The organism is Nonomuraea sp. NPDC026600 (assembly GCF_040638335.1).
Taxonomy (GTDB): domain Bacteria; phylum Actinomycetota; class Actinomycetes; order Streptosporangiales; family Streptosporangiaceae; genus Nonomuraea.
The window spans coordinates 23,910-47,525 of record NZ_JBEZYD010000044.1; the positions used below are offsets into that span (position 1 = coordinate 23,910).

A 23,616-nucleotide genomic window follows, 5' to 3' on the forward strand; every position below is an offset into this window, starting at 1 on the left:
AGTGCACCATATCTAGCGAAGTGCATTGACCGGCTCCATGTGAGCGGCCCTCAGCGCCGGGTGCAGGCCCGCGAGCAGTCCGACGACGGCACCGGCGGCCGGCGCCATGACGGCCAGCCGTACATCCATGACCGGGGTCCATTGTTTGACGGCGCAGACCGCGACGATCACCACGATCCCCCCGGAAGCGCCGATGATGCCGCCGGTCAGCCCGGTGAGGGTGGATTCCAGCAGGAACTGCGCGGCGATGTGGCGGCGGGCGGCGCCCAGGGCGCGGCGCAGGCCGATCTCGGCGATGCGCTCCATGACGGTCACCAGCGTGACGTTGGCGATGCCGACCGCGCCGACGACCAGGGAGACCAGCCCGAGGATCAGGAAGAGGGCGTTGACGTCGCCTTCCACCGCATCGCGTGCTCTGGTGGGGCTGGGTGGCGAGCTGACCTGGAGGAGGGCCTCGTTGCCGGGGCTGAGCGCGGCCGGCGCCTGCTTGGCGATCAGTTCGGCGGCGCCGAGGCCGGTGTTGACCAGGACCCGGGTCACGGTGCCCAGGCCGTAGCGCTCGCCGACGGCCGGTGGCAGCATGACCGCGCTCGCGAGGCTCTTTTCGCGCTTCAGGTCGCCGAGCACGCCGATGACGGTGTACGCCTGGGTGCCGATGAAGACGGCGGGGGCCCGGGTCAGCCGGGTGATGCCCAGCAGTTCGGCCGCGTGCCGGCCCAGCACGACGACCTTGTCCCCGCGGGCGATGTGCCCGGCGTCGAAGTAGCGGCCCTCGATCATCCTGCCTTTGACCGCGGCGGGCAGGCCGGGGCTGCTGGAGAGCACGGTCAGGGTCTGGGTGGTGATCCGGGTCGGGTCCACGATGTCGTTGGAGCGGACGCTGAGGTTGGCGCTCTGTTCCGACTCGGCCAGCGCGGCGGCGGAGACCACCCCGCGCAGCCGGGTCACCCGGCTGATGTCGGCCCAGTCGACCAGGGGGAACGGGTTGTCCGGGACGTCGATCGTGATGGAGGTGGCGGTGAGTTCGTCGAAGCGGCCGACGATCTGGTTGCCCGCAGTCGCGGCGATGCCCAGGGTGACCACGAGCGTGGTGATGCCCAGCACGGTGCCCAGCGTGGTCAGCGCCGAGCGCACCGGGCGGGCCAGCAGACCCGCCACGGCCTCGTTCAGCAGGTCGCGAGGGTGCACGTCTACTCCTCTGTGAGGACGCCGTCGGTGATGCGGAGCCGGCGCCCGGCCCGGTCGCTCACGTCGCTCTCGTGAGTGATGACCACTATGGTCATCCCCTGGGCGCGCAGGTCGTCGAACAGGTCGAGCACGGCGCCGGTGTTCTTGCTGTCGAGGTTGCCGGTGGGTTCGTCGCACAGCAGCAGTGACGGTTCGCCCATGAGCGCGCGGGCGATGGCGGCGCGCTGCCGCTCACCGCCGGACAGCTTTCCGGGCAGGAAGCCCACCCGGTGTGACAGCCGTACCCGCTCCAGAGCCCGCATCGCGCGCTCGCGCCGCCCCGCGCGCGGTGCCGCGCCGTAGACCTCGGCCAGCATGACGTTCTCCAGCACGCTTCGGTGCGGCAACAGGTGGAAGGACTGGAAGACGAAGCCGATCCGGCTGCCCCGGATGGTGGTCCGTACGCCGTCCTTCAGGCGGACGGTCTCGATGCCGTCGAGCCGGTAGCTGCCGCTGGTCGGCCGGTCGAGCAGACCGAGCGTGTTGAGCAGGGTGGACTTCCCCGACCCCGACGGGCCGACAATGGCCACGTAGTCCGATTTTTCAACTCTCAGGTTGATGGCGGAGAGTGCTCTGACGGGAGGATCGGCGGGGAACTCCTTGGTCAGGTCGTCGAGCACGATGACCGGCTCAGGCACTGTTGATCACCACCTGGTCGCCCGGCTTGAGGTCGCCGGTCACCTCCACGGCCCCGTCGGCGGACAGGCCGGTGCGCACCTCGACCTCCTTCGTCCGGTCGGGCGCGAACTCCACCTGCACCCGGGCCTTGCCGTCCACGGCGGTGACGACCGCCGCGGCGGGGACCACGAGCACCTCCCGGCCGGTGGCGCCGATGGTCACGCGAACCGTGACGGGCGCGCCGGCCAGCTTCCTGAGGCCGTTCATCGAGGCAGGGGTGATCGTCACCGGCACGGCGCCCTTCGCGTCGCGCCCGCCGAGGGAGGTCACCGTGCCGGTGACGGTCCTGCCGGCCTCGGTTTCGATGCTCGCGTTCAGACCCGCCTTCACCCGCTCGGCCTCGGCCACGTCCACCGAGCCCAAGACCACGAAGGTGGAGCTGGTCACCGTGGCGATCGACTTGTCCACCAGCTCGCCCGCCTTGACGGTCGGCTTGTGCAGGCGGGCGGGCAGCTTGGGCAGGAAGACGACCTCCCCCGGCGGGACGGTGATGCCGTAGGTCCGGGAGAACTCGGCCAGCAGCGCCCGCGCCGCGGCCAGGTCACGCTCGGCGTTGGCCACCTTCAGCTTGACCGGCGAGAGCTGCCTGGCCTGCCGGAGCGCCTGCTCGGCGGTGACGGCGGCCTCGCGCGCCACCCGGACGCTCTTCCCCAGCTCGGTCAGCCGCTTCGCCCGCGTGGTCCGGATTTCCTCCTGTACGCGGTCCAGCGCCGACCTGGCGGCGGCCAGATCCGCTCTGGCGTTGGCGACCCGGAGCTCGAGCAGGCGGGTGTCGGGCAGCGGCCCGGCCGTGGGAGCCGCGGTGGGGCTGGGGCTGGACACGGGGCTGGACATGGGGGTGGGCGCTGCCGGGGCGGGCGTCGCGGTGGCCTGGGCGAGCTCCTGCTGGGCTGCCAGCAGTTTCTCCTCGGCCGCCCGTACGGCGCTCTCGGCGGCCTCGGCCTTGGCCTCGTCCTCGGTGGTGTGCTCCTGTGCCCGTGCGCTCTTCAGCGCCTGTTCGGCCTCCTTCAGATCCTGCCGGGCGTCGGCGAGCTTGACCTTCAGCGGGAGCACATCCTTGCCCTGGTCAAGGGCCTGACGCTCGGTCGCGAGCACTTCCTGCGCGGTCCGTACGGCCCGGCGCAACTCGTCGCGCTGCTGCCGCAGTTCCAGGGTGGGTCGCTGCGCCTGGTAGCCCCGCTTGGCGTAGAAGCGCGACACCGCGGCGCTGGTCGCCTGGTCGAACACGCCGGTCGCGGGCGCGTGGTGGCCGAGCCTGCGCAGCGCCTTCTGCAACTGCCGGACATCGGCTCCCTTGGCGCCGGAGACGATGCCGCGGTGCATCGGCACCGTGCCGGCGAAGACGAACACCGGGCGCCCGTTCACCTCCATCATCACCGCGCCCTCCGCGAGGGTGCCCCGCCGGGGGGCGCGGGTGGCGCGCTGAGCGGTCTCGCCGCCGCCCACCACCCCGGCCAGCGACACCGGGTACGGCGAGCCGTACTCCAGCGTGCCGCTGACCACCACGGTGGCGACCAGCTCGCGCCGCTCGACCGGGGCGGTGACCAGCGATGGTCGGGGCGGCTTGCGCGCCGCCGCCTCGTCCGCCGGGGAACGCAGCAGGGTGCCCACTCCCCAGCCGGTCCCCGCGACCACCAGGACCACGGCCGACACGAGCAGCAGCTTGCCACGAGGGGTACGCATCACCGCTCTTGGAACCCGTACTTCACCCTGGCCTCGTTGGTGAGCCGCTTCCGCAGGGGGATGAAGGCGGCGTAGAAGTCCTTGCCGCACTCCAGGTCGACCAGCGCCGACTTGATCTCCCTGGCGAGGTACGGCCTGGCCACCGCCGCCGTGACAGGGCCCGCCTTGCCGAGCCGGTCGGACTGCTCGCTCCACAGCGTCACGCCGCGGGCGTCCAGCGCGACCGGCTTCTCGGAGGTCACCCGCTCGCCCTTGGACTTCAGGCACTCGGCGAACGGCGCGGCGAGCTCCAGGAGCTCGGGGTCGCCGTCGAGGGTCTTGTCGATGTTCTCGATCTCTGTGCTCATCTGGTCCTGATAGTCGGCGACCGAGGTGACCTTCAGGCCGTTCACCTGCCGGAGGGCGGTGACCCGGCACTCGTTCAGCGTCTTGAGGTAGGCATCCCGCTTGGCGCCGGAGAGGCTGTCGATCGTCGCCTGGTTGGGATCTGGCGCCTGCGTTTCCGGCGGCTTCGGATAGACGACGGCGGAGAAGACGCCGAAGCCGTTCTTACCGCGGTCCGCTTTCATCGCCGCGTAGTCGGCGGGGTTCGCGTCGGACTTCTTGGGGAGGCTGACCGAGGGAGTGTAGGAGAAGCCCTTCTGCTTCATGCAGGTGGCGATGACGGTCTCCCGTTCGCGGAGCTTGTCCACCGTGGCACCGCCGTCACCGGCCGCGGGGGTCGGGGCTCCTCCGCAGCCGGTCAGCACCGCCAGGCCGAGCAGACCGCACATCAACACACGCATCAAAGACTCCTTCTCGGTGGGATCACGCCGCTCTTGAGCACGCCGTGGCCACTCTGGAGCCCTTTTTCCGCAGCTCTGTATGCGCCGGGCATCGCCGGACGCTCAACCGTGTATCCGCCTGGTATCAACGTCACGCGGGGACAGGGTCCCGCAGCCCGGGTGCCAGGGTCAGGGTGACCGCGACCGAGGCCACCGCCAGCACCGCTATCGCCGTCGCGGGCGAGGTCAGCTGCGCGACGGCACCCGCGAGCGCGGCGCCCACCCCCTGCATGGTCAGCATCCCTGAGGAGTGCAGCCCCAGGGCGTGCCCGCTCAGCTCGTCCGGCGTCAGCGACATCAGGCGCTCCTGGAGCACCAGGCTCGCCGAGTATCCGGCCGAGGCGAGCGCGACGGCCGCCACCGCGACGGGCAGCGCCGGGTGCAGCACGAAGATCACGTACGGTGTGGCGAGCAGCAGGCACAGCGGCACCCTGAGCCGCTCCCTCCACAGCGGTGACACGAACCGGCCGGTCACGACGTCACCGGCCAGCATCCCGAGCGCCGCACAGGCGAAGAGCAGCCCCGCCTGCCCGGGCGCGTACGGCACGAAAAGCGACTCGCAGCCGACGATCAACCCGTTGGGCACCCAGAGGGCGAGGTAGACGTACCGGCGAGGTCTGGCCGACCACAGCCGGGCGTTGTCCCGCCAGGTCTCGGCGACCGACGGCCGCCCGGCGGCCCGCGGCGCCCGGCGGCTGAGGCCGAAGCGGGCGACGGCCGCGGCGGCGAGGTACAGGGCCGCTCCGGTCAGGAGCGCACCGCGCGGCGACAGGACGGCGATGAGCACGCCGCCGGTCGCGAACCCGCAGATCTGCACGAAGCCGTCGGACATGTTGAGCATCGAGCGGCCGAGCAGGTACCCCTCCCGCGTGAGGATCTCGTTGAGCAGCCCGTAACGCACTCCCCCGCCCAGCGAGGTGATCAACCCCTGCACCAGCAGTACGGCGAAGACCGCCCACACCGCCAGCCCCGGAACGGCCTGCGCGGCGGTGGCCAGGGCGAAGACCAGCATCAGGCCCGTCAGCGCGGCACGCGGCGGTAACCGGTCGGCCGCCGACAGCAGCGTGGCCGCCCCGATCACCTGCACGAGGGCGGGACCGAACATGGCCAGAGCCGACAGCAGCGGCGACCCGGTCGCCGAGTAGACCAGCGTGCCCAGGGCCAGCCCGCTCACCGTGTGGCCGGCCACCTGCCCGGCGCACGCCAGGAAGAGCGGTGTGAACTCCGGCGTCCGGAAAAGATCGCGATAGGTGCGCATGGCCGAAAGTGTCAGTGGCCCTGCCACCAGGGCGTTAATGTTTCGCGGGGAGGCGAAACCATGGGCTGGTGGCAGGTCAACGCGGACACACTCGCGGACAGCCGGTTCGTCGTCTCGCCTTTGGCCGAGGCCACGGCGAGCCTGAAGACCCTCGAACGAGGCACGGCCGCGCATCCGGGCGAACGCGCATGGCTCGGCACCCACCTGCCCGCCTACCGCGAACGGCAGGCCCGCGACCCGATCACCGCGCTGCTCATCCGGGCCGCCCTGGGCCGCACCTGGAACGCCGACTTCCTCACCCCCACCCCCTTCGACGACACCGAACCCGCCTTCGAGCAGGAGGTGGCGCGCATCCGCGAGACCCCGCCCCAGGCCGCCCGCGCCGACCTGACCGTGTCGCTCGGCGGTCCGCTTCCCGCCCGGCTCCACCGCGGCGACCTGCCGGAACGCACCGCCGACCTGCTGGAATGGGTGTGGCGGGAAACGGTGCTCCCCTACTGGCCACGCCGCCGCCGGATCATCGAGGCCGACGTCATCGCCCGCACCGCACGGCTGAGCCAGGGCGGCTGGGCGGCGACCCTCGACGACATGCGCCCTGGCATGCGCTGGCTCGGCGAGAGCCGGCTGCAGGTCAGCACACATGACTACCCGCCGCGAGAGCTCTCCGGGGCGCGGCTGATGTTCGTCCCCGTCACACCGAGCCAGACGTGGGTCTCGTGGGACGCGGCGCACCGGCACGCCGTGGTCTACCCGTGCTCGGGCGCGCTGGCCGACGCCGGCCGCGCGCCGGTGCCCGAGGCGCTGGGCAGGCTGCTCGGGCCCGCGCGGGCCAACGCCCTCATGCTGCTCGACACCCCGAAGAGCACGACGCAGCTCGTGGCACTGACCGGCCAGGGCCTGGGCTCCGTGGGCCGCCACCTCAAGGTCCTGCTCGACTGCCGGCTGATCCGCCGCCGACGGGCCGGGCGCTCGGTGTTCTATGACCGTACGGAAGCCGGGGAGGTCCTGGTGAACGCCCAGCGGAACGGTCTGCCTACGGCTCCTTCATGATGGGTTCGCTGGTCTGGGCGGCATGCCCGCGGCCTGGTAGCAGGCGTCGATGAGCCGCATGTTCGACACGGCGTCGTGCGAGTCGATCGGAAGAGGCGTGCCCCCGCGGACCGCGGAGGCGAACGCCTCCAACTGGTAGGTGTACGACGACCGCCTGCCGAGCGTCTCGACGCGTGAGCCGGAGCGTGTGGTGACGCTGAGCCGGTCGTCCACGTGCGGCAGGACGAAGTTGTGCGCCACGGCTTCGCCCTCCGTCCCCACGACGCGGAACGTCATCTCCACCTCCCCGTATGCCATGTGGCAACGCGCGGACCCGGTGGCTCCACTGGGGAAGGCGAGCTCCGCGTCCAGCCACTCGTCGACGTCCGTCAGATCCCGGCGTAGGCCGGCCTGGGCCGACACGAGCTCAGGAGGGCCGCCGGCGAGTCTCCCGATCATGCGTTGAGCGTGCAGGCCGTAGCAGCCGAGGTCCATCATCGCGCCGCCGGCGAGCGCGAGGGACCAGCGCGGGTCGGCCTCCGACGGCGGGGGGATGGCCATCATGGTGGCGACGTGCTCGATCCGGCCGAGTTCTCCGGACTCCGCGATGGAGAGCAGGCGCCGGGTCACGGGGTGGAACAGGTAGTGGAACGCCTCCATGAACGTGGTGCCGGCCTTCCGGACCGCATCGCCGACCGCGGCCGCCTCCTCGGCGTTACTGGCGGACGGCTTCTCGCTGAGGACGTGCTTGCCCGCCTGCAGAGCCCGGCTGTTCCAGGGTCCGTGGAGGCCGTTGGGCAACGGGTTGTAGACCACCTCGACCTCGGGGTCGGCGACCAGGTCGGCGTAGCCGCCGACGACGCGCTCGACCCCGTGCTCCTGGGCGAACGCCTCGGCGCGGCGCCGGTCCCTCGCCGCCACCGCCACCAGCCGGTGCCCGCTCGCGGCGGCCGGCGCCACGATGGACAGGGCGGAGATCCTCGCCGCCCCCAGGACGCCGATGCGGAGTGGTTCTTCCAGGGGGGACATAGCCGGTGGTCTCCTCAGGCGTAGTTGACGGGCACGGGGGCACCGGTGGCCAAGGACTTCAGCCCCGCTTCGCAGACCGCGGTCGCGGCGTAGCCGTCCCACGTGGTGGGTCCGACGACCTCGCCACGGCGGCTGGCGTCGACCCAGGCCTGGATCTCCAGATCGTAGGCGCGCGCGAAGCGGGCCCGGAAGTCCGCGGGGACGGTGCCGCCCCATGAGCCGGCGGCCTCCCCTGCGGCCGTCGAGTAAAGGCCGTCCCAAGGGCGACCGGCGATGACCGTTCCGCGCTCGCAGACGACCTCGCAGCGGACCTCGTAGCCGACCTGGCTGCGCACGAACACCTCGTTGGTGACGATGCCGCCGCCCGCCATCCGGAAGATGGCGACCTGGGGATCGACGACTCCCTCGGGTGAGTGGCCGGACGGTGCGGGAGACAGGACGGTGATCTCCTCGATCTCCTCGTCGAAGACGAAGCGCGCGACGTCGACCTCGTGCACGAGGCTGTCACGGACGATCATCTCCGAGCGGAACGAGTCCGGGACGTCCTTGTTGCGGTGGGTGTTGTGCACGAGCAGCGTCCGCCCGAGCCGTCCCGAGGAGAGCAGTTCCTTCATCCGGGCGTACTCGGGGTCGAAGCGGCGCATGAACCCGAGCTGGACCAGCGGCCGGCCACGGTCGCGCTCGGCGCGGACCAGGCGCAGCGACGAGGCGCTGTCCATCGTCAGCGGCTTCTCGCACAGGGTGTGTTTGCCGGCCTCGAGGCAGGCCAGGACCTGCTCCTCGTGGACCGACCCCGGCGACGCGATGACGACGGCGTCCACCTCGTCGTCGGCGACGAGGTCGAGGGCGTCACTGATCACCCGCACTCCGTCGTACTGCCCCGCGACCGCCCGCGCCCGGGCGGTGTCGGGGTCCGAGACCGCCACCAGGCGGGCGTTCGCCACCAGCCGGGCGATCCGGTGGGCATGGTCGGTGCCCATCAGGCCGACGCCGATGATGCCGACCCGTAGCTCGTGGTCCTCCATGCTCACGCCTCGCCTGCCGGGGTGCTGTCGGGGGCGGGGACGCCTCCGTGCTCGACGGTGTGCGGGGGGACGACCTTGCCGGGTTGGACGCCGCGCAGTTCGTGGCTGAGTTCGGTGAGTTCCTGGCCGCCGGCCATCTCGGCGGTGAGTTGTTCGAGGGTGAGTTCGTCGCGGTGGGCGTCCAGGACGACGTGGCCGAGTTTGAGGATGATGAAGTGATTGCCGACGAGGTAGGCATGGTGGGGGTTGTGGGTGATGAAGATGACCCCGAGGCCGGCGTCGCGCGCCTTGGCGATGTACTTCAGGACGACGCCGGACTGTTTGACGCCGAGCGCGGCGGTGGGTTCGTCGAGGATGATGACGCTGGCGCCGAAGTAGATCGCCCGCGCGATCGCGATCACCTGGCGCTGGCCGCCGGACAGGCTGCCGACCGAGCGTTCGAGGTCGGGGATGACGATCCCCATCTTGGTGAGCTCCTCCTGGCAGATCCGCTTCATCGCGGGGATGTCGAGGAAGGGCCCTTTGCGGATCTCGTTGGCCAGGAAGAAGTTCCGCCACACCGACATCAGCGGCGCCAGCGCGAGGTCCTGGTAGACCGTCGCGATGCCGCAGGCCTGGGCGATGCGCGGGGAGCCGAAGCGACGGATGATGCCGCGCAGCGACATGTTGCCCTCGGTGTGGTCGTGCAGACCTGCGACGATCTTGATGAGGGTGGACTTGCCGGCGCCGTTGTCACCGAGGACGCAGGTCACCTCGCCCTGCCTGACGGTGATGTTGACCCCGCGCAGCGCATGGATGTTGCCATAGTGCATGCCGATGTTGTCGAGCTTCAGGACCGGGCCGTCCTGCAGAGGTGTCTCACTCCGCTCCGTCATCGGGCATCAGCCTTCTTCTTCACGTAGAGGTTCACCAACGTGGCGCCGATGAGCATGATCCCGAGGAAGGTCTTGAACCAGTCGGGGTCCCAGCCGGCGTAGGAGATGCCGAGCTGCGTCATGCCGAAGATGAGGGCGCCGACCGAGGCCCCGACGACGGAGCCGTAGCCCCCTGTGAGCAGGCAGCCGCCGATGACGGCCGCGATGATGTAGATGAACTCGTTGCCGACGCCCTGGCCGGACTGCACGTTGTTGTACATGAACAGGTTGTGCATGCCCACCAGCCAGGCGCAGAAGCCCACCCCCATGAACAGGCCGATCTTCGTGGCCTTGACCGGGACCCCGACGGCGCGGGCGGCCGCCGGGTCACCCCCGGCCGAGAAGATCCAGTTGCCGTACCGGGTGCGCAGCAGCAGCACGGAGGCGATCGCCGTGAGGACCACCCAGTAGACCACTGGGATCTGGATGGCGACCGGACCGATGTTGAAGCCGGAGGCGAACACCGCCTTGGCGCTGTCGAATCCGTCCATGTCGTTGAGCGAGTTCGACGAGACGCCGCCGGCGATGACCCGGGTCATCGCGAGGTTGACCCCCTGGAGCACGAAGAACGAGCCCAGGGTGACCAGGAAGCTCGGCAGGCCGGTACGGTGCAGCAGCCACCCGTTGAAGGCTCCGATGCCGAGCGAGAACACCAGGGCGAACAGGACGCCGACCCAGACGTTCAGACCGAGGTACCACGCGGTGTGCGCGGCGGCGAGACCGGACGACGTCACGGCCACACCGGCCGACAGGTCGAACTCCCCGCCGATCATGAGCAGCGCCACGGCGACGGCCATGATGCCGATCGTCGAGGAGCCGTACAGGATCGTCCCGATGTTGGCGGCGTGACGGAAGGCCGGCGCCACCGCGAAGAAGAGCACGGCGACGGCGCCGGCGCCGATGAGCGCCCCCACCTCCGGACGTCCGAGCAACATGGCCGCCCTGGACCGGGTTGCGACGCGGTCGTCAGTGGGTGTGCCCATGACGATCGTCATCTCAGATCACTCTCCTGATCATCGAGTGCCGTTGGCGGCGTACTTGGCCACGGCCTCGATGTTGCTCTTGTCGATGAAGGCCGGCCCGGTGGCCACGTTCTGGCCGCCTCCGAGGGTGTTGCCGTTCGTCCGGTACCACCAGATCCCGTCGACCGCGAGATAGCCCTGCATGTAGGGCTGCTGGTCGACCGCCCACTGGATGGAACCGTTCTGGATGGCGGCGACGAGCTCCTTGTTCGTGTCGAAGGTCCCGATCTTCGCCGAGCTGCCGGCACCCTTGACGGACTTCACCGCGTCGAGGGCGATCGGTGCGCCGAGGGTGACGACGAAGTCGATGCCCGTGTCCTGCGTCAGCTTCGCCTGGATGGTCGTCGTCACGGCCGAGTCGTCCGTGCCGTTGACGTAGATCTGGGTGACCTTGGCGCCGGCCGCCCCCTCCTTGACCCCGTCGCAGCGGTCGACGAGCTGCTGCTGCCCCTGGGTCTGGTTCACGCACAGGATGTTCTTGGCGCCGTCGGCCGCGGCCTTCTTGCCCACCGCGACGCCGGCGTCCTTCTCGCCCTGGCCGAAGTAGCCCAGCGCGCCGAGGCCGATCGCGTCCGCGCCGCCGGCGTTGAACATCGTCACCGGGATCCCCGCCGCGATCGCCTTCTTGATGGTGTCGCCGAGTGCCGGCGTGTTCGGGTCGGTCACCGCGATGCCGTCGACCTTCTTGTCGATCGCGGCCTGGATGAGCTGCGCCTGCTTGGCCGCGTCCGGGTCGGAGGAGTACTGGAGCTCGGCGTTGTCCTTGGCCGCGGCGGCCTCGGCTCCCTTGCGAATGATGTCCCAGAAGGTGTCGCCCGGTGCCGCGTGGGTGATCATGGCGATGGTCATCTTCGGGGTGGATGCCGCGGCGGTGCCACCGCCGCTCGTGGGCGACGTCTCCTGCTTGCCACCCGACGATGAGCAGGCCGTCAGGGCCAGTGCCGCGGCGAGCGCGAGGACCGCGCCGGCGGCAGGCTTGGAGCGAATCATGATCGGCTGCCTTTCGGACATCACCGCCTCGACGCGGTGACCGGATGAATGACATGTGGTGGACGGCGGCGGCCCAAATGGTGGCCCGGGACCGGTGATTGCCTATGGATTCGACGTGCTGAGGAACGTCTGGCACAGCGGACTGGCCGGGCGGCGTCCCCTGTGCTGCCCTACCCCCGAGAGGGGGAGTGACGCGTGTCACACTAGTACGCATATTCGGCTCCCGAACTTGGTGAAGTGCCTCAAGAACGCCTCAGAGCCCGGGACGTCGGCGTGGACACATGGGGGAAGACGGATGGGCGCTCGTCGCGAGCACCGGGTGGTCGACATCGCAGCTCAGGCCGGGTTGAGCCGGGCGACGGTGGATCGGGTGCTGCACGGCCGCGAGGGGGTCCGGCCGGAGACGGTCGCACAGGTGACCCAGGCGATCGACGAGCTGGAGCGGCAGCGGGAGCAGGTGCATCTGTCGGGGCGCACATTCATCGTGGACTTGGTGATGCAGACGCCGGAGCGTTTCGCCATCGCCTCCCGGGACGCACTGGAGGCCGCACTACGGTCGTTGCGACCGGCGGTACTCCGGGCCCGGTCGCATCTGACCGAGCACAGCGACGCGGCCGCCGCGGCGGCGCTGCTCGACGCGGTGGGCTGCAGGGGGGCGCACGGGGTCATCCTCAAGGCGCCCAACCATCCTCTGGTGGTCGAGGCGGTGCGGCGGCTGGCTGACCGCGGCATCCCGACCGTGACGTACACGACCGACGTTCCGGACAGTCAGCGGGCGGCCTACGTGGGCATGGACAACGTGGCCGCCGGAGCGACGGCCGCGTATCTCATCACACAGTGGGCAGGGCGCTCCGGAGCCGTCCTGGTGACCGTCAGCCACTCGTCGTTCCGCGGCGAGGAAGAGCGGGACATCGGCTTCCGGCGCACGCTGGCCGAGCTCGCCCCCCGCCGGGCGGTGCACGAGGTGAAGGACACCGACGGCCTGGACCCGACGATCCTCGTGGCGGTCCGTGGTGCGTTGGCGCTGCACCCGTCGATCAACGCGGTCTACTCCGCGGGCGGGGGGAACGTCGCCATACTCAAGGCGTTCGAAGAGGTCGCGATGACCCCGAGGGTCTTCGTCGCGCATGACCTCGACAACGACAACCGGGCGCTGCTGCGCACACGGAAGATCTCCGCCGTTCTGCACCATGACCTGAGGGCGGACATGCGGCGCGCCTGTCGCCTGCTGCTACAGGCGCGCGGGGTCCTGCCGGGCCAGCCGGTGAGCATTCCGTCCCAGGTGCAGGTCGTCACCCCGTTCAACGAGCCGGCGTCGATCTACGGCGACGCCGAGCTCTGACGGCCCTGGAGACAGGTTGTCCCTCACTCGGCGAGCAGGCTCCGCAGGTAGTCCACGCTGGTCCTGACGTCCGCGACCGGGCCCTCGCCGGCGGGCGGCTCGGTGAGGATGGTGTCCTGTTCGAGGACGTACCAGCCGTCGTAGCCGTTGCCGCGCAGGTGCCCGACGATGGCGGCGACGTCGACGTCACCCGTGCCCAGCGGCCGGTACATGCCCTCTCGGACCGCCTCGGTGTAGGTGAGGAGGCCCGCCTGGACCTTGCGGGCGTACGTCAGGTCGACGTCCTTGAAGTGGGTGTGCGCGATCCGGTCGGGCACCTGGCCGGCCAGGACGGCCGGGTCGGTGCCGCCGATGAGCAGGTGGCCGGTGTCCAGGCACAGGGAGACGGCCGAGCCGTCGAGGACCCGCCGCACCTCCGGTCCGGTCTCGACCATGGTGCCGACGTGCGGGTGGAGCACGGCGCGGATGCCGTGCTCGGCGGCGTGGGCGGCGACCCGGTCGAGGTTGTGCAGCAACCGCTGCCAGCCCGCCTCGTCCAGGTCGGGCCGCGCGTCGTAGCCGCTCTGGCCGGAGTCGGCGGACAGGACCATGACGCCGGCCCTCGCGGCTTCGAAGCCGGGCAGGAGCCGGTCGAGCTCGATCATGGGGTCGATGTCATCGCGATGAAGGACGAACGGGGTGAAGCCGCCGACGGCGTGCAGGTCGTGCGCCGCGAGGGTCTTGGCGAGCTCATCGGGGTCGGCCGGCAGGAAGCCGTCCGGGCCGAGCTCGGTGGCCGACAGGCCGATCTCGCTCATCTGGCTGAGGACCTGGTCGGCGGGTAGCTGGTAGCCCCAGCCGGGGACCTCGCAGACACCCCAGCTGATGGGAGCGCCTGCGATGCGGTGGACGGTGCCGGTCATTGTTCCTCCTGTGTGGGCATGGGGTTGGCGAGAGCGGCTGGTCGTCGGCCCGCGAGGACGTCCGCGACACCCTGTGCGGCGGCGGCGAACGTGGCGCGGGTGGCGCCGGCGCTGACGGCGGTCTTCACGGCGTCTCACCGGCCTTGCGCAGCTCGGCGGCGATGGCGCCGGCGAGCAGGGTCGTGTCGGAGCCGATGGCGAGGAACTGCCAGCCTGCCGCGGCCAGTCCGGCTGCCGCGGCGCCGTCCGGTACGAGCTGTCCGGCGGCCTTGCCGTTCCCTCTGGCCGCGGCGAGGACCCGGTCGAGGGCGGCGACGTACGCCGGGGCCTGGGTCTGGCCGGGGACGTCGAGGGCGTGGCTGAGGTCGCGGGGGCCGACGAACAGGACGTCGACGCCGTCGAGGGCCGCGATGTCCTCGACGGCGTCCAGGGCCGGGAGGGTCTCGATCTGGACCACGCCGAGGACATCGCCGTCCGAGCGGTCGAGGGCGGCCGGGTCCAGCCCGTACCGGCACATGCGGTTGTAGGTGGCCACTCCCCTGTCCCCTGCCGGCGGGTAGCGCAGGTGCCGCACGCAGGCGGCGGCCTCGTCGGCGGTGTCGACCCGGGGGAACATGATCCCGGCCGCGCCCAGGTCGAGCAGGCGGCCGGCGCGGATGCGCTCGGTGGACTCCACTCGGACGACCGTCGGCACCGAGTACGACGCGGCGGCGGCGATGACGTCACAGGCCTGCTCCTCGCCGCCGGCGCCGTGCTCGAGATCGAGCAGGACCCAGTCGACGCCGGCCGCCGCGCACACTTCGGCGGTGACCGGTGTGGCGGCGCCGAGGAAGGTGCCGTAGGTGACGGCGCCGTGGGCGAGCCGCCGTCGCAGGTCGCCGCGGTCCAGGGCGTACGGGTTGTGGGTCATCCGTGCCACCGCTGGGTGGCCAGGCCGGCCTCGTACCGGCTTCGGGCGGCGCGGACCGTGCCGGACTCGGACACCTCGGCGGGCGCGACGTCCCACCAGCAACCCGCCGACGGAAGGTCGGCATGCGGGATCACCGGGACGACGATGACGACCGGACGGGTCTCCGACCGGGTCTCCTGGAGCGCCCGCCGGATCTCGTCGGCGGTCGTCGCCCGCAGGGCCCGGGCGCCCAGACCGGCGGCGACCCGAACGAGGTCGACCTGGAGGTAGTCGCCGGTCAGGGCGGCGTCCTTGCCTGCCTCAAGAGTGAGCGGCTCCGTGCGGTAGCGGAACTCGTTGCCGAACTCGCGGCCCGTCGTGAACATCTGCAGCCGGTGAATGACCTGGTAGCCGTGGTTCTCGGGGACCACCACGGTGATGGCCAGGCCCTCCTGGGCGGCCGTGGCGAGCTCGGTGGGTGCCATGAGGAACGTGCCGTCACCGATGAAGGCGGTGACGCGGTGCCCTGGGTCGGCGTCGGCGAGCCGGGTGCCGATCGCGGCCGGGATCTCGTAGCCCATGCAGGAGAACCCGAACTCGAGGTGGCAGGTGCGTCCGTCGGTGGCGTCCCAGACCTTCAGCAGGTCACCGGGCGGCCCGCCCGCGGCGGCCACGATGGTGTCGCCCTGATGGGCGTGCTCCTGAAGCAGCCCGATGAGCTGGCCTTGGGTGAGAACGGCATCGGTGTCCGGGATGGTGTCGGTGGACTGTGCGCGCAGCGCGTTCATGTCGGCGGGGGTGTCGGCGTCCAGGGCCGCCGCACGTACGGGCAGCCAGCCTGCCTTGGCGGTGGTCACGGTGTCTCGCCAGGCGGTGCCGGTCGTGACCCCGGCGGCCACGAGGGCGTCGGCCAGGGCTCGTAGGGCGAGCTTGGCGTCGCCGAGGACTGAGGTGGCGCCGAGCCGGTCGCCGTCACGCGGATCGACGTTGATGCTGGCGAACCGCACGTCGGCGGTGGTGAACAGCGAGTGGGAGGCGGTGGCGAAGTCGGTCAGCCGGGACCCGACGGTGAGCACGAGGTCGGCGGCGCGGGCCACCTCGTTGGTCGCGGGGTTGCCCTCGAGGCCGATGCCCCCTAGTTGCCACCAGGCGTCGGCGTGGACGGCGCCCTTTCCGGCGAAGGTCTCGGCGACCGGGATGCCGACGGCGTCGGCGAGCCGCTCGAGCTCGGTGCCGGCGCCTGCGTAGACGACACCGCCGCCGGCGATGATGAGCGGCCGGGAGGCCGTCGCGAACAGTTCGGCGAGGACGGCGATCTCGTCCTGCTCGGGGACCGGCCTGCGGATGGCCCAGTCGCGCTCGGCGAAGAACTCCAGCGGGAAGTCGTAGGCGTGCGACTGGATGTCCTGCGGCAGGGACAGGACGGCGGCTCCGGTGTTGACCGGGTCCACGAGCACCCTCATGGCGGCCGGGAGCGCGGTGAGAAGCTGCTCGGGGCGGGTGATCCGGTCGAAGAACCGGGACACCGGGCGGAAGGCGTCATTGACGCTGGCGTCGGCCTCGATCGGGTGTTGCAGCTGCTGCAGGACCGGTCCCTGACGGCGGGTCGCGTAGGAGTCGCCGGGCAGCAGCAGGACGGGCAGCCGGTTGACGGTCGCCAGGGCGGCGCCGGTGACCATGTTGAGCGCGCCGGGCCCGATGGAGGCGGTGACGGCCAGCGCCGCGCGTCGCCTGGAGGCCTTGGCGAACCCGCTGGCGATGTGCACCAGGCCCTGCTCGTTGCGGCCCTGGATGAACGGCAGGTCGTCGGCGTACTGGTCCAGCGCCTGCCCGAGTCCGGCGACGTTGCCGTGACCGAAGATTCCCAGCGCGGCGGGGATCATCCGACGGCGCTCGCCGTCCGCGACGCTGTACTGCCTGGATAGGTACAGGACCAGTGCCTGGGCCGTGGTGAGGCGGAGCGTCCGGTTGCTCGTCATGTGCTGCTTCTCCTTGGGACGCACGGGATCTGCACCGGCTTACGGCAAGGTGACCGGCGGGTCACCAGGGCTGGCCGTGCAGGATGATGGTCTTCTCCTCGGTCATCTCCGCGACGGCGGCGCGGAAGCCTTCCTTGCCGATACCGGAGGCCTTGAGGCCGCCGTAGGGCATGAGGTCGGCGCGCCACAGCGGGGTCCAGTTGATGTGGATGACGCCGGCGTCGATCTGACGCATGGCACGCACCGCGGCGCCGACGTCCTTGGTGAACACCCCGGCGCCCAGCCCGTAGGCGGTGGAGTTGGCGTACGCGATGGCGGTGGCCCAGTCCTCGGCGGTGGACACCGCGACCGCGGGGCCGAAGAGCTCCTCCTGGTTCAGGGGGGCGGCCGGGGCGACGTCATCGACGACAGCCGGAGTGACGAGGGCGCCCTCGCGCTGCCCGCCGGTGAGCAGCCTGGCCCCACCGTCGACGGCCGCGCGGAGCGCGCCCTCGACGCGCCGCGCCTCGGCCTCGCTGATCAGCGTCCCCAGCCGGGTGCCGTCCTGGGACGGGTCGCCGTAGGGGATCGCCTCGACCAGGGGAATGAGGGCGTCCATGAGGTCGCCGTGCACCCGAGGGTGGGCGATGACGCGCTGGACGGAGATGCACACCTGGCCGGCGTTGATGTAGCCGCCGGCCGCGATGGCACTGGCCGCGGCCTCGATGTCCGCGTCCGGAAGGATCACGACCGGGCACGAGGCGCCGAGTTCGAGGGACAGCTTCTTCACCCCGGCGGTGCGTGCGATGTGCTCGCCGACCGCGGTGGAGCCGGTGAAGGAGATCTTGCGGACCCTGGGGTCGGAGACGAGGGCGTCACCTAGCCGGCCGCCGGGGCCGGTGAGGACGTTGAGCACACCTGGGGGCAGCCCGGCGTCGGTGAACGCCTGGGCCAGGGCCAGCGCGGTCAGCGGGGTGGTCCTGGCCGGCTTCAGGACGACGGCGTTGCCGGCGGCCAGTGCGGGCGCGACCTTGTGCAGCACCAGCAGCGAGGGGTAGTTGAACGGGGTGATCGCGACGACCACACCGCACGGCTGGCGCAGGGTGAAGCCCACCTTGTCCAGGCCGGTGCCCCGGTTGGCGTCCAGCGGCAGGGTGTGGCCGTAGAGCTGGGTGCCCTCGTATCCGGCGAGCCCGATCATGTCGGCGGCGCGGCCGACCTCGCCGCGCGCCTCGGTGATGGTCTTGCCGTTCTCGGCGGACAACAGCGCGGCGATCGCCTCGGCACGCACGTCGACGAGCGCGGCAGCGCGCATCAGGATGGCGTGCCGGGCGTGGGCGGGCGTCTCGCGCCACACCGCCGCGCCGTGCTCGGCGGCGGCCAGAGCCTTGTCGACGTCGGAGGTGTCGGCGATGGCCGCCTGTCCGACGACGTGGCCGTCGTACGGGGAGCGGATCTCCTCGACCCGCCCGCCGACGCTCGGAACCCATTCGCCGGCGATGAGGAGCTGACCGTCGGTCATGGTGCGGGCCTTCCTGTTCAGACGGTGATCCAGCGCTTCTCGGCGTCCGAGCGCAGCATCGCGTCGGCGAGCCGGGCGGCCAGCACCATGTCGGCGATGGTCGCGCCGCCGGGTGTCCGGGTGACGATCGAGGCGAGCAGCCGCTGGGCCTCGATCACCTTGAGGTCGTCGAAGCTGAGCGGGATCGCGGTGTCCGGCTGGAACGCCCCGGCCTCGCCGTCGCCCGGCCCGACGCGGTGGGTGGTCCACGACGCGCCCTGGTAGTCCTGGCCGAGGCACACCCGCAACTCGCCCATCCGCCGGAAGTCCCAGGCGAGAGAGCCGGTGCTGCCGTGCACCTCGAACCCGTAGGAGTTCTGCTCGCCGACGGAGGCGCGGCTGGCCTCCAGGAAGCCCTTGGCCCCGGAGGCGAACCGCAGCATGGTGAGGACGTGGTCCTCGTTCTCGACCGGCAGCAGCGGGCCGTCCGCGCCGCGCGAGAAGTGCGACGAGGCGCCGATGGCCTGGGGACGCCGGGTGATGAACGTTGACGTCTCGGCGAGCAGGGTGGTGATCGGGCCGACGACGTACTGGGCGAGGTCGAGGCCGTGCGAGGCGAGGTCGCCGATGACGCCGGTGCCGGCCTGGTCCTTGACGAAACGCCAGGTCAGGGCGCCGTCGGGGTGGGCGCAGTAGTCGCCGAGCAACTGGATCCGGACGTGGCGGACCTCGCCGATCCGGCCGGAGGCGACCAGGTCGCGGGCGACTTCGACGGCGGGGGCGTTGCGGTAGTTGAAGCCCACGGCGGAAGCGACGCCGGCGGCCGCGATCGCATCGGCGATCTCCTGGGTCTCGGCCAGGTTGCGACCGGCGGGCTTCTCGATCCAGATGTGCTTGCCCGCCTTGGCGGCGGTCACGGCCACGTCGCGGTGAGTGAAGTTCGGGCCTGCGACGCACACCAGGTCGATGTCGTCGCGGCTGACGAGGTCGGCCCAGTCCGGGGTGGTCCAGGAGACGCCGAAGACCTTGCGGGCGTAGTCGAGGCGGTCGTCGCCGGCGGGGTCCGCGACCCCGACCAGGCGCGGGGTCGCGCCCAGGTCGGGGTAGTGCTGCAGGACGCGGGTCAGGGCCTTGGCGTGGAGTTGGCCCATCCAGCCGAAGCCGACGATACCGACGTTGACATGTTGCGACATTGGGGTCCACCTGCGGCGGATGGCTCCGCCTACCTTTCTGAAGGAGGTCAGCGGACGTCGTCGAGGCGCACCGGCCGGTGCTCGCGCCAGGAGCGGGTGGCGGCCTCGGCGATGAGCGACGCCTCGACGCCGTCGTTGAGGGTGCAGGGCGAGGGCAGGGTGCCGGCCACGACCTGGGTGAAGGCGGTCAGCTCGGCGCGGAAGGCGTCCGCGAAGCGGTCCATGAAGAAGTTCCACGGTGTGCCTGACGGGAAGGCGACCGCCGGATCGGCGGACCGCAGCGGCAGGCGGTCGTCCAGGCCCGCGGCCACGGAATCCTTGCTGCCCAGCACTTCGAGGCGGACGTCATGGCCGCGGCCGTTGGAGCGGCTGTTGGAGACGACGGCGAGCGTGCCGCCGGTCATGGTCAGGATGGAGGTGACGGACTCGGCGTCACCGGCGGCCTCGATGTAGTCGACGCCCTGGTTGGTGCCGGCGGCGTACACCTCGACGACCTCCTGGCCGGTGACGTACCGGACGGCGTCGAAGTCATGGATCGCGCAGTCGTTGAAGATGCCGCCCGACCCGCGGATGTAGGCCTCCGGCGGCGGCGCCGGGTCCAGCGTCGTCGAGCGTACGGTGTGGACGTAGCCCAGGGTGCCCGCGACCACGTCTGCCCTGGCCGCCATGTAGGCGGCGTCGAACCGGCGTGGGAAGCCGATCTGGATCGGGGTGTCGTTGCCGGCCAGTTCGTTCCGCAGCGCGACGGCCTCCTCCGACAGCGCGGCGACGGGTTTCTCGCAGAAGGTGGGGATCCCTGCCCGAGCGCAGGCTCGGATGAAGTCGGGGTGCGTGGCGGTCGACGACGCGATGATGATGCCGTCGACACCTGAGGCCAGCACGTCGGCGGGCTCCGGGGCGACGCGGACGTCGAGCTGCTCCGCGACTCGCCGCGCGAGGTCGGGGACGGCGTCGGTGATGATGATCTCGTCGACAGCCGGGAGGTTCGTGAGCGTCTGTGCGTGGAACGCGCCGATGCGTCCCACGCCGATCAGTCCGATGCGCATGGCGTTCCTTCTACTCGTAGGTGCCGGGGATGGTCTGGTCCCAGTCGATGACGGATCCGGTGACCACACCGCTGCGGGCTGAGAGCAGGAAGATCACGAAGTCGGCGATCTCGTCGACCTGCCCCAGCTTCCCCATGGGCTGCTGCGCCGCGGCCTTCTCCAGCCAGTCGTCGTCGGCGTCGTGCCAACGGCGCTGGATGGCGTCCTCGCCCTCGGTCTCGGTCCACCCGATGTTCACACCGTTGATCCGGATCCGGTCCCAGCGATGAGCGAACGCGGCATTGCGCGTGAGCCCGACCAGGCCGGACTTCGATGCGACGTACGGCGCCAGGTACGGCTGACCGCCGTGGGACGACATCGTGATGATGTTGACGATGGAACCCCCTGTGCCCCGGGCGACCATGTCCTTGATCGCCGCCTGCATGAGGAAGAACGGACCGCGCAGATTGACGGCGATGTGCTCGTCGAAGAGCTCCGGCGTGGTGTCGAGCATCGTGCCGCGGGTGGTGAGGCCGGCGCAGTTCACCACGCAGTCGATCCGGCCGAACCGGTCGATCGTCTCCGCGACCGCGGCCTGGCCCTGGCCGACGTCACTGGCATCGGCCTGGACGTAGCGAACCTGCCGGCCCGACCGCTCGGCGAGATCGGTCGCGAACCGCTCACCGACGTCCTTTCGCCGGCCGGTGACCACGACGTCGGCGCCGTTCCGCACTGCGGCGGTGGCGATCGCCGCACCCAAGCCCTGCGTCCCACCACTGACGAGGACGACCCTGCCGTCGAGCAAGGCGTCGCTGAGCTGAGGCATGACTGGCTCCCCCACGGACGTTCTGATGGCACACCTCGCGACGATCGGCCGAGGTGCGAGGCAGGGCGTGTGACCCCTGACACAGAAACCGTAGGCTCCGTGCGCGCGTGTACGGCGGCCAGAACGACTCAAGAACGCCTCAGGCGCAGGGCGGCCGGAAGCGTCTTACCGATCGGACACGTGCCGCGGCCGGCCGAGCGGCGTGATCACGGGACCAGGAAACCTGCTCGGAGCGGGTCTCCCGCATCGATGATCCACTCGGCGGTGCCGGTGACGCAGGCCAGGCCGGTGATGCGGCTGAGCAGAGGTTCGTCGCGTCAGCGCGCCGAGGTGGCCCGATGAACTGTATGTGGGTGATGCTGGCGGCTCGCACCGCCTGACACCCCCCCGCTCACCATGAAAGCGAATCGGCACTTTCACGGAGTACTGGTGGACCGAGACGAAGGGACACCATGCGGATGGCCGCTCCCCCTGACATGCCGGCGTTGTTCGATGACGCCGAACTCATCGAACGGTCGTGGCAGTACCCCGACTCGTTCGCCGAACTGTACGACCGCCATTTCGGCGACATCTACCGCTACGTGGCCGGGCGCATCGGCACGCAGTTCGCCGACGACGTGGCGGCTGAGACGTTTCTCGTGGCGTTCCGCAAGCGAGAGACCTTCGATCCCGGCCGGGGCACGGTGCGGTCCTGGCTCTTCGGGATCGTCACCAACCTCATCGGGCACCACCGCAGGAGCGAGATCCGAAGGCTGGAACTGCTGCACCGGGCCGCCACGACGTCGGAGACCACGGCCGACCCGGGGCACGAGGACCGGGTGACGGCCTGGGTCACGGCGGCGGGCCTGCGGGAGTTGCTCGCCGCTGAGCTGGGGCGGCTCTCGGACGGCGACCGCGACGTCCTGCTCCTGGTCGCGCTGGCCGGTCTCAGCCACGAGGAGATCGCCCAGACCCTGGGCATCCCCTTCGGTACCGTCGGCTCCCGGCTCAACCGGGTGCGCAAGAAGCTGCGCGCGGCCCTGGGCGGCGTCAATCCCACGATCGGAGGACAAGCCGATGAATGAGCTGAACGACCGTTCTCCTGAGCAGTGGGACGACGTGGAGGACGTCGTACGCGACCTGCTCGGCGGCCCCGCCCCGACGGCGGACATGATCGCCAAGGGCCGCGCCAAGCTGCTCGCCGAGCTGTACCACAAGGCCACACCACCTGCCGAGCCGTCCCAGGTCGCCTCCCGCCACGACGACGCGCGGCACGGGACCGCACCTGCGGTCCCACCCCTATCAGGGCGCCGCTCCGCCGGCCGGCGGACCCGGCGCGGCCGGCTGGCGGTCGCTCTCGCCGGAGGGGCGCTGGCCGCGGGGGCTGTGCTCGTGGTGACCGCCGTGGTCGTCATCCCGGACGCGCCGCGCCCCGGAACCTCTCAGAGCGCGATCCCCGGCCCTGCCGCCCGCCAGATCTTGCTCGCCGCCGCCGACGCGATCGCCACCGCGCCCGGAGAGGGCGCCTACTGGCGGATCCGACAGCTCACCAGGTCGATGATGATCGAACCCGGCCGCGCCTACGTGCTCCAGCGCAGCCTGTCGGAGGAGCGGTGGCTGGCGCGCCGGCCCGACGACCAGGGCTGGCGGATCGCCCGCGACCTCGGCGTCACACCCGCGACCCCGGAGGACGAGGCCGCCTGGCGGACGGCGGGCTCGCCGTCGAGCTGGCAGTACCCGACGGACACGACCGGCCTGAACGCCACCTCGAACGAGAAGGTGACGACCACCCCGGCCAAGCCACAGGCCACCCGGCTGACGGGCGCGTGGCAGGGCTCGGGAGGCACGCTGCTGATGAAGCCGATGACCTGGGAGGACCTCGCGACGATCCCCAGTGATCCCGCCGAACTAGGCGCCTACCTGGAAAAGCGCCTCAAGGCGAAGCCCGGATCAGCCGGTCTCGAACCGCGGCTGCGCGAGGCCTGCATGCAGATCCTGCGCGGCCTGGCCGTCTCCCCCGACGTGCGGGCGGGGGCGTACCGGCTGCTCGCGGTCCTGCCGGGCATGCGGGCCGACGGCGAGGTGGTCGATCCGCTGGGCCGCCGCGGGCAGGCGCTCAGCTACGAGGTGGAGGCGAGTCCCGGCCAGATGACGGAGATCCGGTTCGTGGTCGATCCCCGTACCGGTCTGCCGCTGGCGGAGGAGACGACGGCTCCGGGCACGCTCGCGGACGGCCGCACGGTGCAACTCCGCCACTCCACCTCGTACGAGGCCATCGGCTGGACCGACGACAAGCCCGCGCCCCGGGAATGAGTGGCCTTA

General features: G+C 71.1%; 22 protein-coding genes. 4 read left to right on the plus strand and 18 right to left on the minus strand.

Going from position 1 to position 23,616, the window contains the following annotated elements; all coding sequences use genetic code 11:
* Positions 1-12: 12 nt before the first annotated feature.
* From AB0F17_RS55675 to AB0F17_RS55695, 5 genes are all read right to left on the minus strand, one after another.
* Positions 13-1,188: an ABC transporter permease gene (locus AB0F17_RS55675; RefSeq protein WP_358042043.1), complete on the minus strand. Its 1,176-nt coding sequence runs from the start codon at positions 1,186-1,188 to the stop codon at positions 13-15.
* A gap of 2 nt (positions 1,189-1,190) precedes the next feature.
* On the minus strand, positions 1,191-1,865 hold the full coding sequence (locus tag AB0F17_RS55680; protein ID WP_358042046.1) for an ABC transporter ATP-binding protein: 675 nt from the start codon (positions 1,863-1,865) through the stop codon (positions 1,191-1,193).
* Positions 1,858-3,588 carry a peptidoglycan-binding protein gene (locus AB0F17_RS55685; protein ID WP_358042049.1) on the minus strand — a complete coding sequence of 577 codons (1,731 nt, stop codon included), beginning with the start codon at positions 3,586-3,588 and terminating at the stop codon, positions 1,858-1,860. The genes AB0F17_RS55680 and AB0F17_RS55685 overlap by 8 nt, the downstream gene beginning before the upstream one ends.
* Entirely contained in the window at positions 3,588-4,373 is a 786-nt protein-coding gene (locus tag AB0F17_RS55690) for a hypothetical protein (RefSeq protein WP_358042051.1), read from the minus strand. Before AB0F17_RS55690 ends, AB0F17_RS55685 begins: the two co-directional genes overlap by 1 nt.
* A gap of 130 nt (positions 4,374-4,503) precedes the next feature.
* Positions 4,504-5,670 carry an MFS transporter gene (locus AB0F17_RS55695; protein WP_358042053.1) on the minus strand — a complete coding sequence of 389 codons (1,167 nt, stop codon included), beginning with the start codon at positions 5,668-5,670 and terminating at the stop codon, positions 4,504-4,506.
* Between the two features lie 60 nt (positions 5,671-5,730).
* Between AB0F17_RS55695 and AB0F17_RS55700 the strand changes: the two genes are divergently transcribed.
* The gene (locus AB0F17_RS55700; protein ID WP_358042056.1) at positions 5,731-6,720 is read left to right on the plus strand and encodes a transcriptional regulator; all 990 of its coding nucleotides are present in this window, start codon (positions 5,731-5,733) and stop codon (positions 6,718-6,720) included.
* Here AB0F17_RS55700 and AB0F17_RS55705 read toward each other — a convergent pair.
* From AB0F17_RS55705 to AB0F17_RS55725, 5 genes are read right to left on the minus strand one after another with little or no spacing between them, the layout of a single operon-like run.
* Complete coding sequence (locus AB0F17_RS55705; protein WP_358042059.1) at positions 6,715-7,728, minus strand: Gfo/Idh/MocA family oxidoreductase; 1,014 nt, start codon at positions 7,726-7,728, stop codon at positions 6,715-6,717. The genes AB0F17_RS55700 and AB0F17_RS55705 overlap by 6 nt on opposite strands.
* 14 nt (positions 7,729-7,742) lie before the next feature.
* Positions 7,743-8,753 (minus strand): Gfo/Idh/MocA family oxidoreductase, encoded by a 1,011-nt coding sequence (locus AB0F17_RS55710; protein WP_358042061.1) that lies wholly within the window; start codon positions 8,751-8,753, stop codon positions 7,743-7,745.
* 2 nt (positions 8,754-8,755) lie between these two features.
* A complete protein-coding gene (locus tag AB0F17_RS55715) occupies positions 8,756-9,628 on the minus strand; it encodes an ATP-binding cassette domain-containing protein (protein ID WP_358042064.1) in 873 nt (290 codons plus the stop codon).
* Positions 9,625-10,662, minus strand: a complete 1,038-nt coding sequence (locus AB0F17_RS55720; RefSeq protein ID WP_358042067.1) for an ABC transporter permease — start codon at positions 10,660-10,662, stop codon at positions 9,625-9,627. The genes AB0F17_RS55715 and AB0F17_RS55720 overlap by 4 nt, the downstream gene beginning before the upstream one ends.
* Positions 10,663-10,680: 18 nt before the next feature.
* Positions 10,681-11,679 (minus strand): substrate-binding domain-containing protein, encoded by a 999-nt coding sequence (locus AB0F17_RS55725; protein ID WP_358042070.1) that lies wholly within the window; start codon positions 11,677-11,679, stop codon positions 10,681-10,683.
* A 295-nt stretch (positions 11,680-11,974) separates the two neighbouring features.
* Here AB0F17_RS55725 and AB0F17_RS55730 point away from each other — a divergent pair, with 295 nt between their 5' ends.
* Positions 11,975-13,021, plus strand: a complete 1,047-nt coding sequence (locus tag AB0F17_RS55730) for a LacI family DNA-binding transcriptional regulator (RefSeq protein WP_358042074.1) — start codon at positions 11,975-11,977, stop codon at positions 13,019-13,021.
* Between the two features lie 23 nt (positions 13,022-13,044).
* On the opposite strand, the gene AB0F17_RS55735 is transcribed toward AB0F17_RS55730, so the two are convergent.
* The 8 genes from AB0F17_RS55735 to AB0F17_RS55770 all read right to left on the minus strand — a co-directional run bounded on the left by AB0F17_RS55735 (position 13,045) and on the right by AB0F17_RS55770 (position 21,315).
* Complete coding sequence (locus AB0F17_RS55735; RefSeq protein ID WP_358042076.1) at positions 13,045-13,923, minus strand: TIM barrel protein; 879 nt, start codon at positions 13,921-13,923, stop codon at positions 13,045-13,047.
* A complete protein-coding gene (locus AB0F17_RS55740; protein WP_358042079.1) occupies positions 13,920-14,051 on the minus strand; it encodes a hypothetical protein in 132 nt (43 codons plus the stop codon). Before AB0F17_RS55740 ends, AB0F17_RS55735 begins: the two co-directional genes overlap by 4 nt.
* Complete coding sequence (locus AB0F17_RS55745) at positions 14,048-14,833, minus strand: aldolase/citrate lyase family protein (protein ID WP_358042082.1); 786 nt, start codon at positions 14,831-14,833, stop codon at positions 14,048-14,050. Before AB0F17_RS55745 ends, AB0F17_RS55740 begins: the two co-directional genes overlap by 4 nt.
* A complete protein-coding gene (gene iolD / locus AB0F17_RS55750) occupies positions 14,830-16,791 on the minus strand; it encodes a 3D-(3,5/4)-trihydroxycyclohexane-1,2-dione acylhydrolase (decyclizing) (RefSeq protein ID WP_358042085.1) in 1,962 nt (653 codons plus the stop codon). Before iolD ends, AB0F17_RS55745 begins: the two co-directional genes overlap by 4 nt.
* Positions 16,792-16,852: 61 nt before the next feature.
* Positions 16,853-18,292 (minus strand): aldehyde dehydrogenase family protein, encoded by a 1,440-nt coding sequence (locus AB0F17_RS55755; protein WP_358042088.1) that lies wholly within the window; start codon positions 18,290-18,292, stop codon positions 16,853-16,855.
* A gap of 17 nt (positions 18,293-18,309) precedes the next feature.
* Entirely contained in the window at positions 18,310-19,464 is a 1,155-nt protein-coding gene (locus AB0F17_RS55760; protein ID WP_358042091.1) for a Gfo/Idh/MocA family oxidoreductase, read from the minus strand.
* Positions 19,465-19,511: 47 nt separating this feature from the next.
* The gene (locus AB0F17_RS55765; RefSeq protein ID WP_358042094.1) at positions 19,512-20,510 is read right to left on the minus strand and encodes a Gfo/Idh/MocA family oxidoreductase; all 999 of its coding nucleotides are present in this window, start codon (positions 20,508-20,510) and stop codon (positions 19,512-19,514) included.
* A 10-nt stretch (positions 20,511-20,520) separates the two neighbouring features.
* The gene (locus tag AB0F17_RS55770) at positions 20,521-21,315 is read right to left on the minus strand and encodes an SDR family oxidoreductase (protein WP_358042097.1); all 795 of its coding nucleotides are present in this window, start codon (positions 21,313-21,315) and stop codon (positions 20,521-20,523) included.
* 458 nt (positions 21,316-21,773) lie between these two features.
* Here AB0F17_RS55770 and AB0F17_RS55775 point away from each other — a divergent pair, with 458 nt between their 5' ends.
* Together AB0F17_RS55775 and AB0F17_RS55780 are read left to right on the plus strand one after the other, a co-directional pair.
* Entirely contained in the window at positions 21,774-22,379 is a 606-nt protein-coding gene (locus AB0F17_RS55775; protein WP_358042100.1) for an RNA polymerase sigma factor, read from the plus strand.
* The gene (locus AB0F17_RS55780) at positions 22,372-23,607 is read left to right on the plus strand and encodes a CU044_5270 family protein (protein ID WP_358042103.1); all 1,236 of its coding nucleotides are present in this window, start codon (positions 22,372-22,374) and stop codon (positions 23,605-23,607) included. Before AB0F17_RS55775 ends, AB0F17_RS55780 begins: the two co-directional genes overlap by 8 nt.
* Positions 23,608-23,616: the final 9 nt, after the last annotated feature.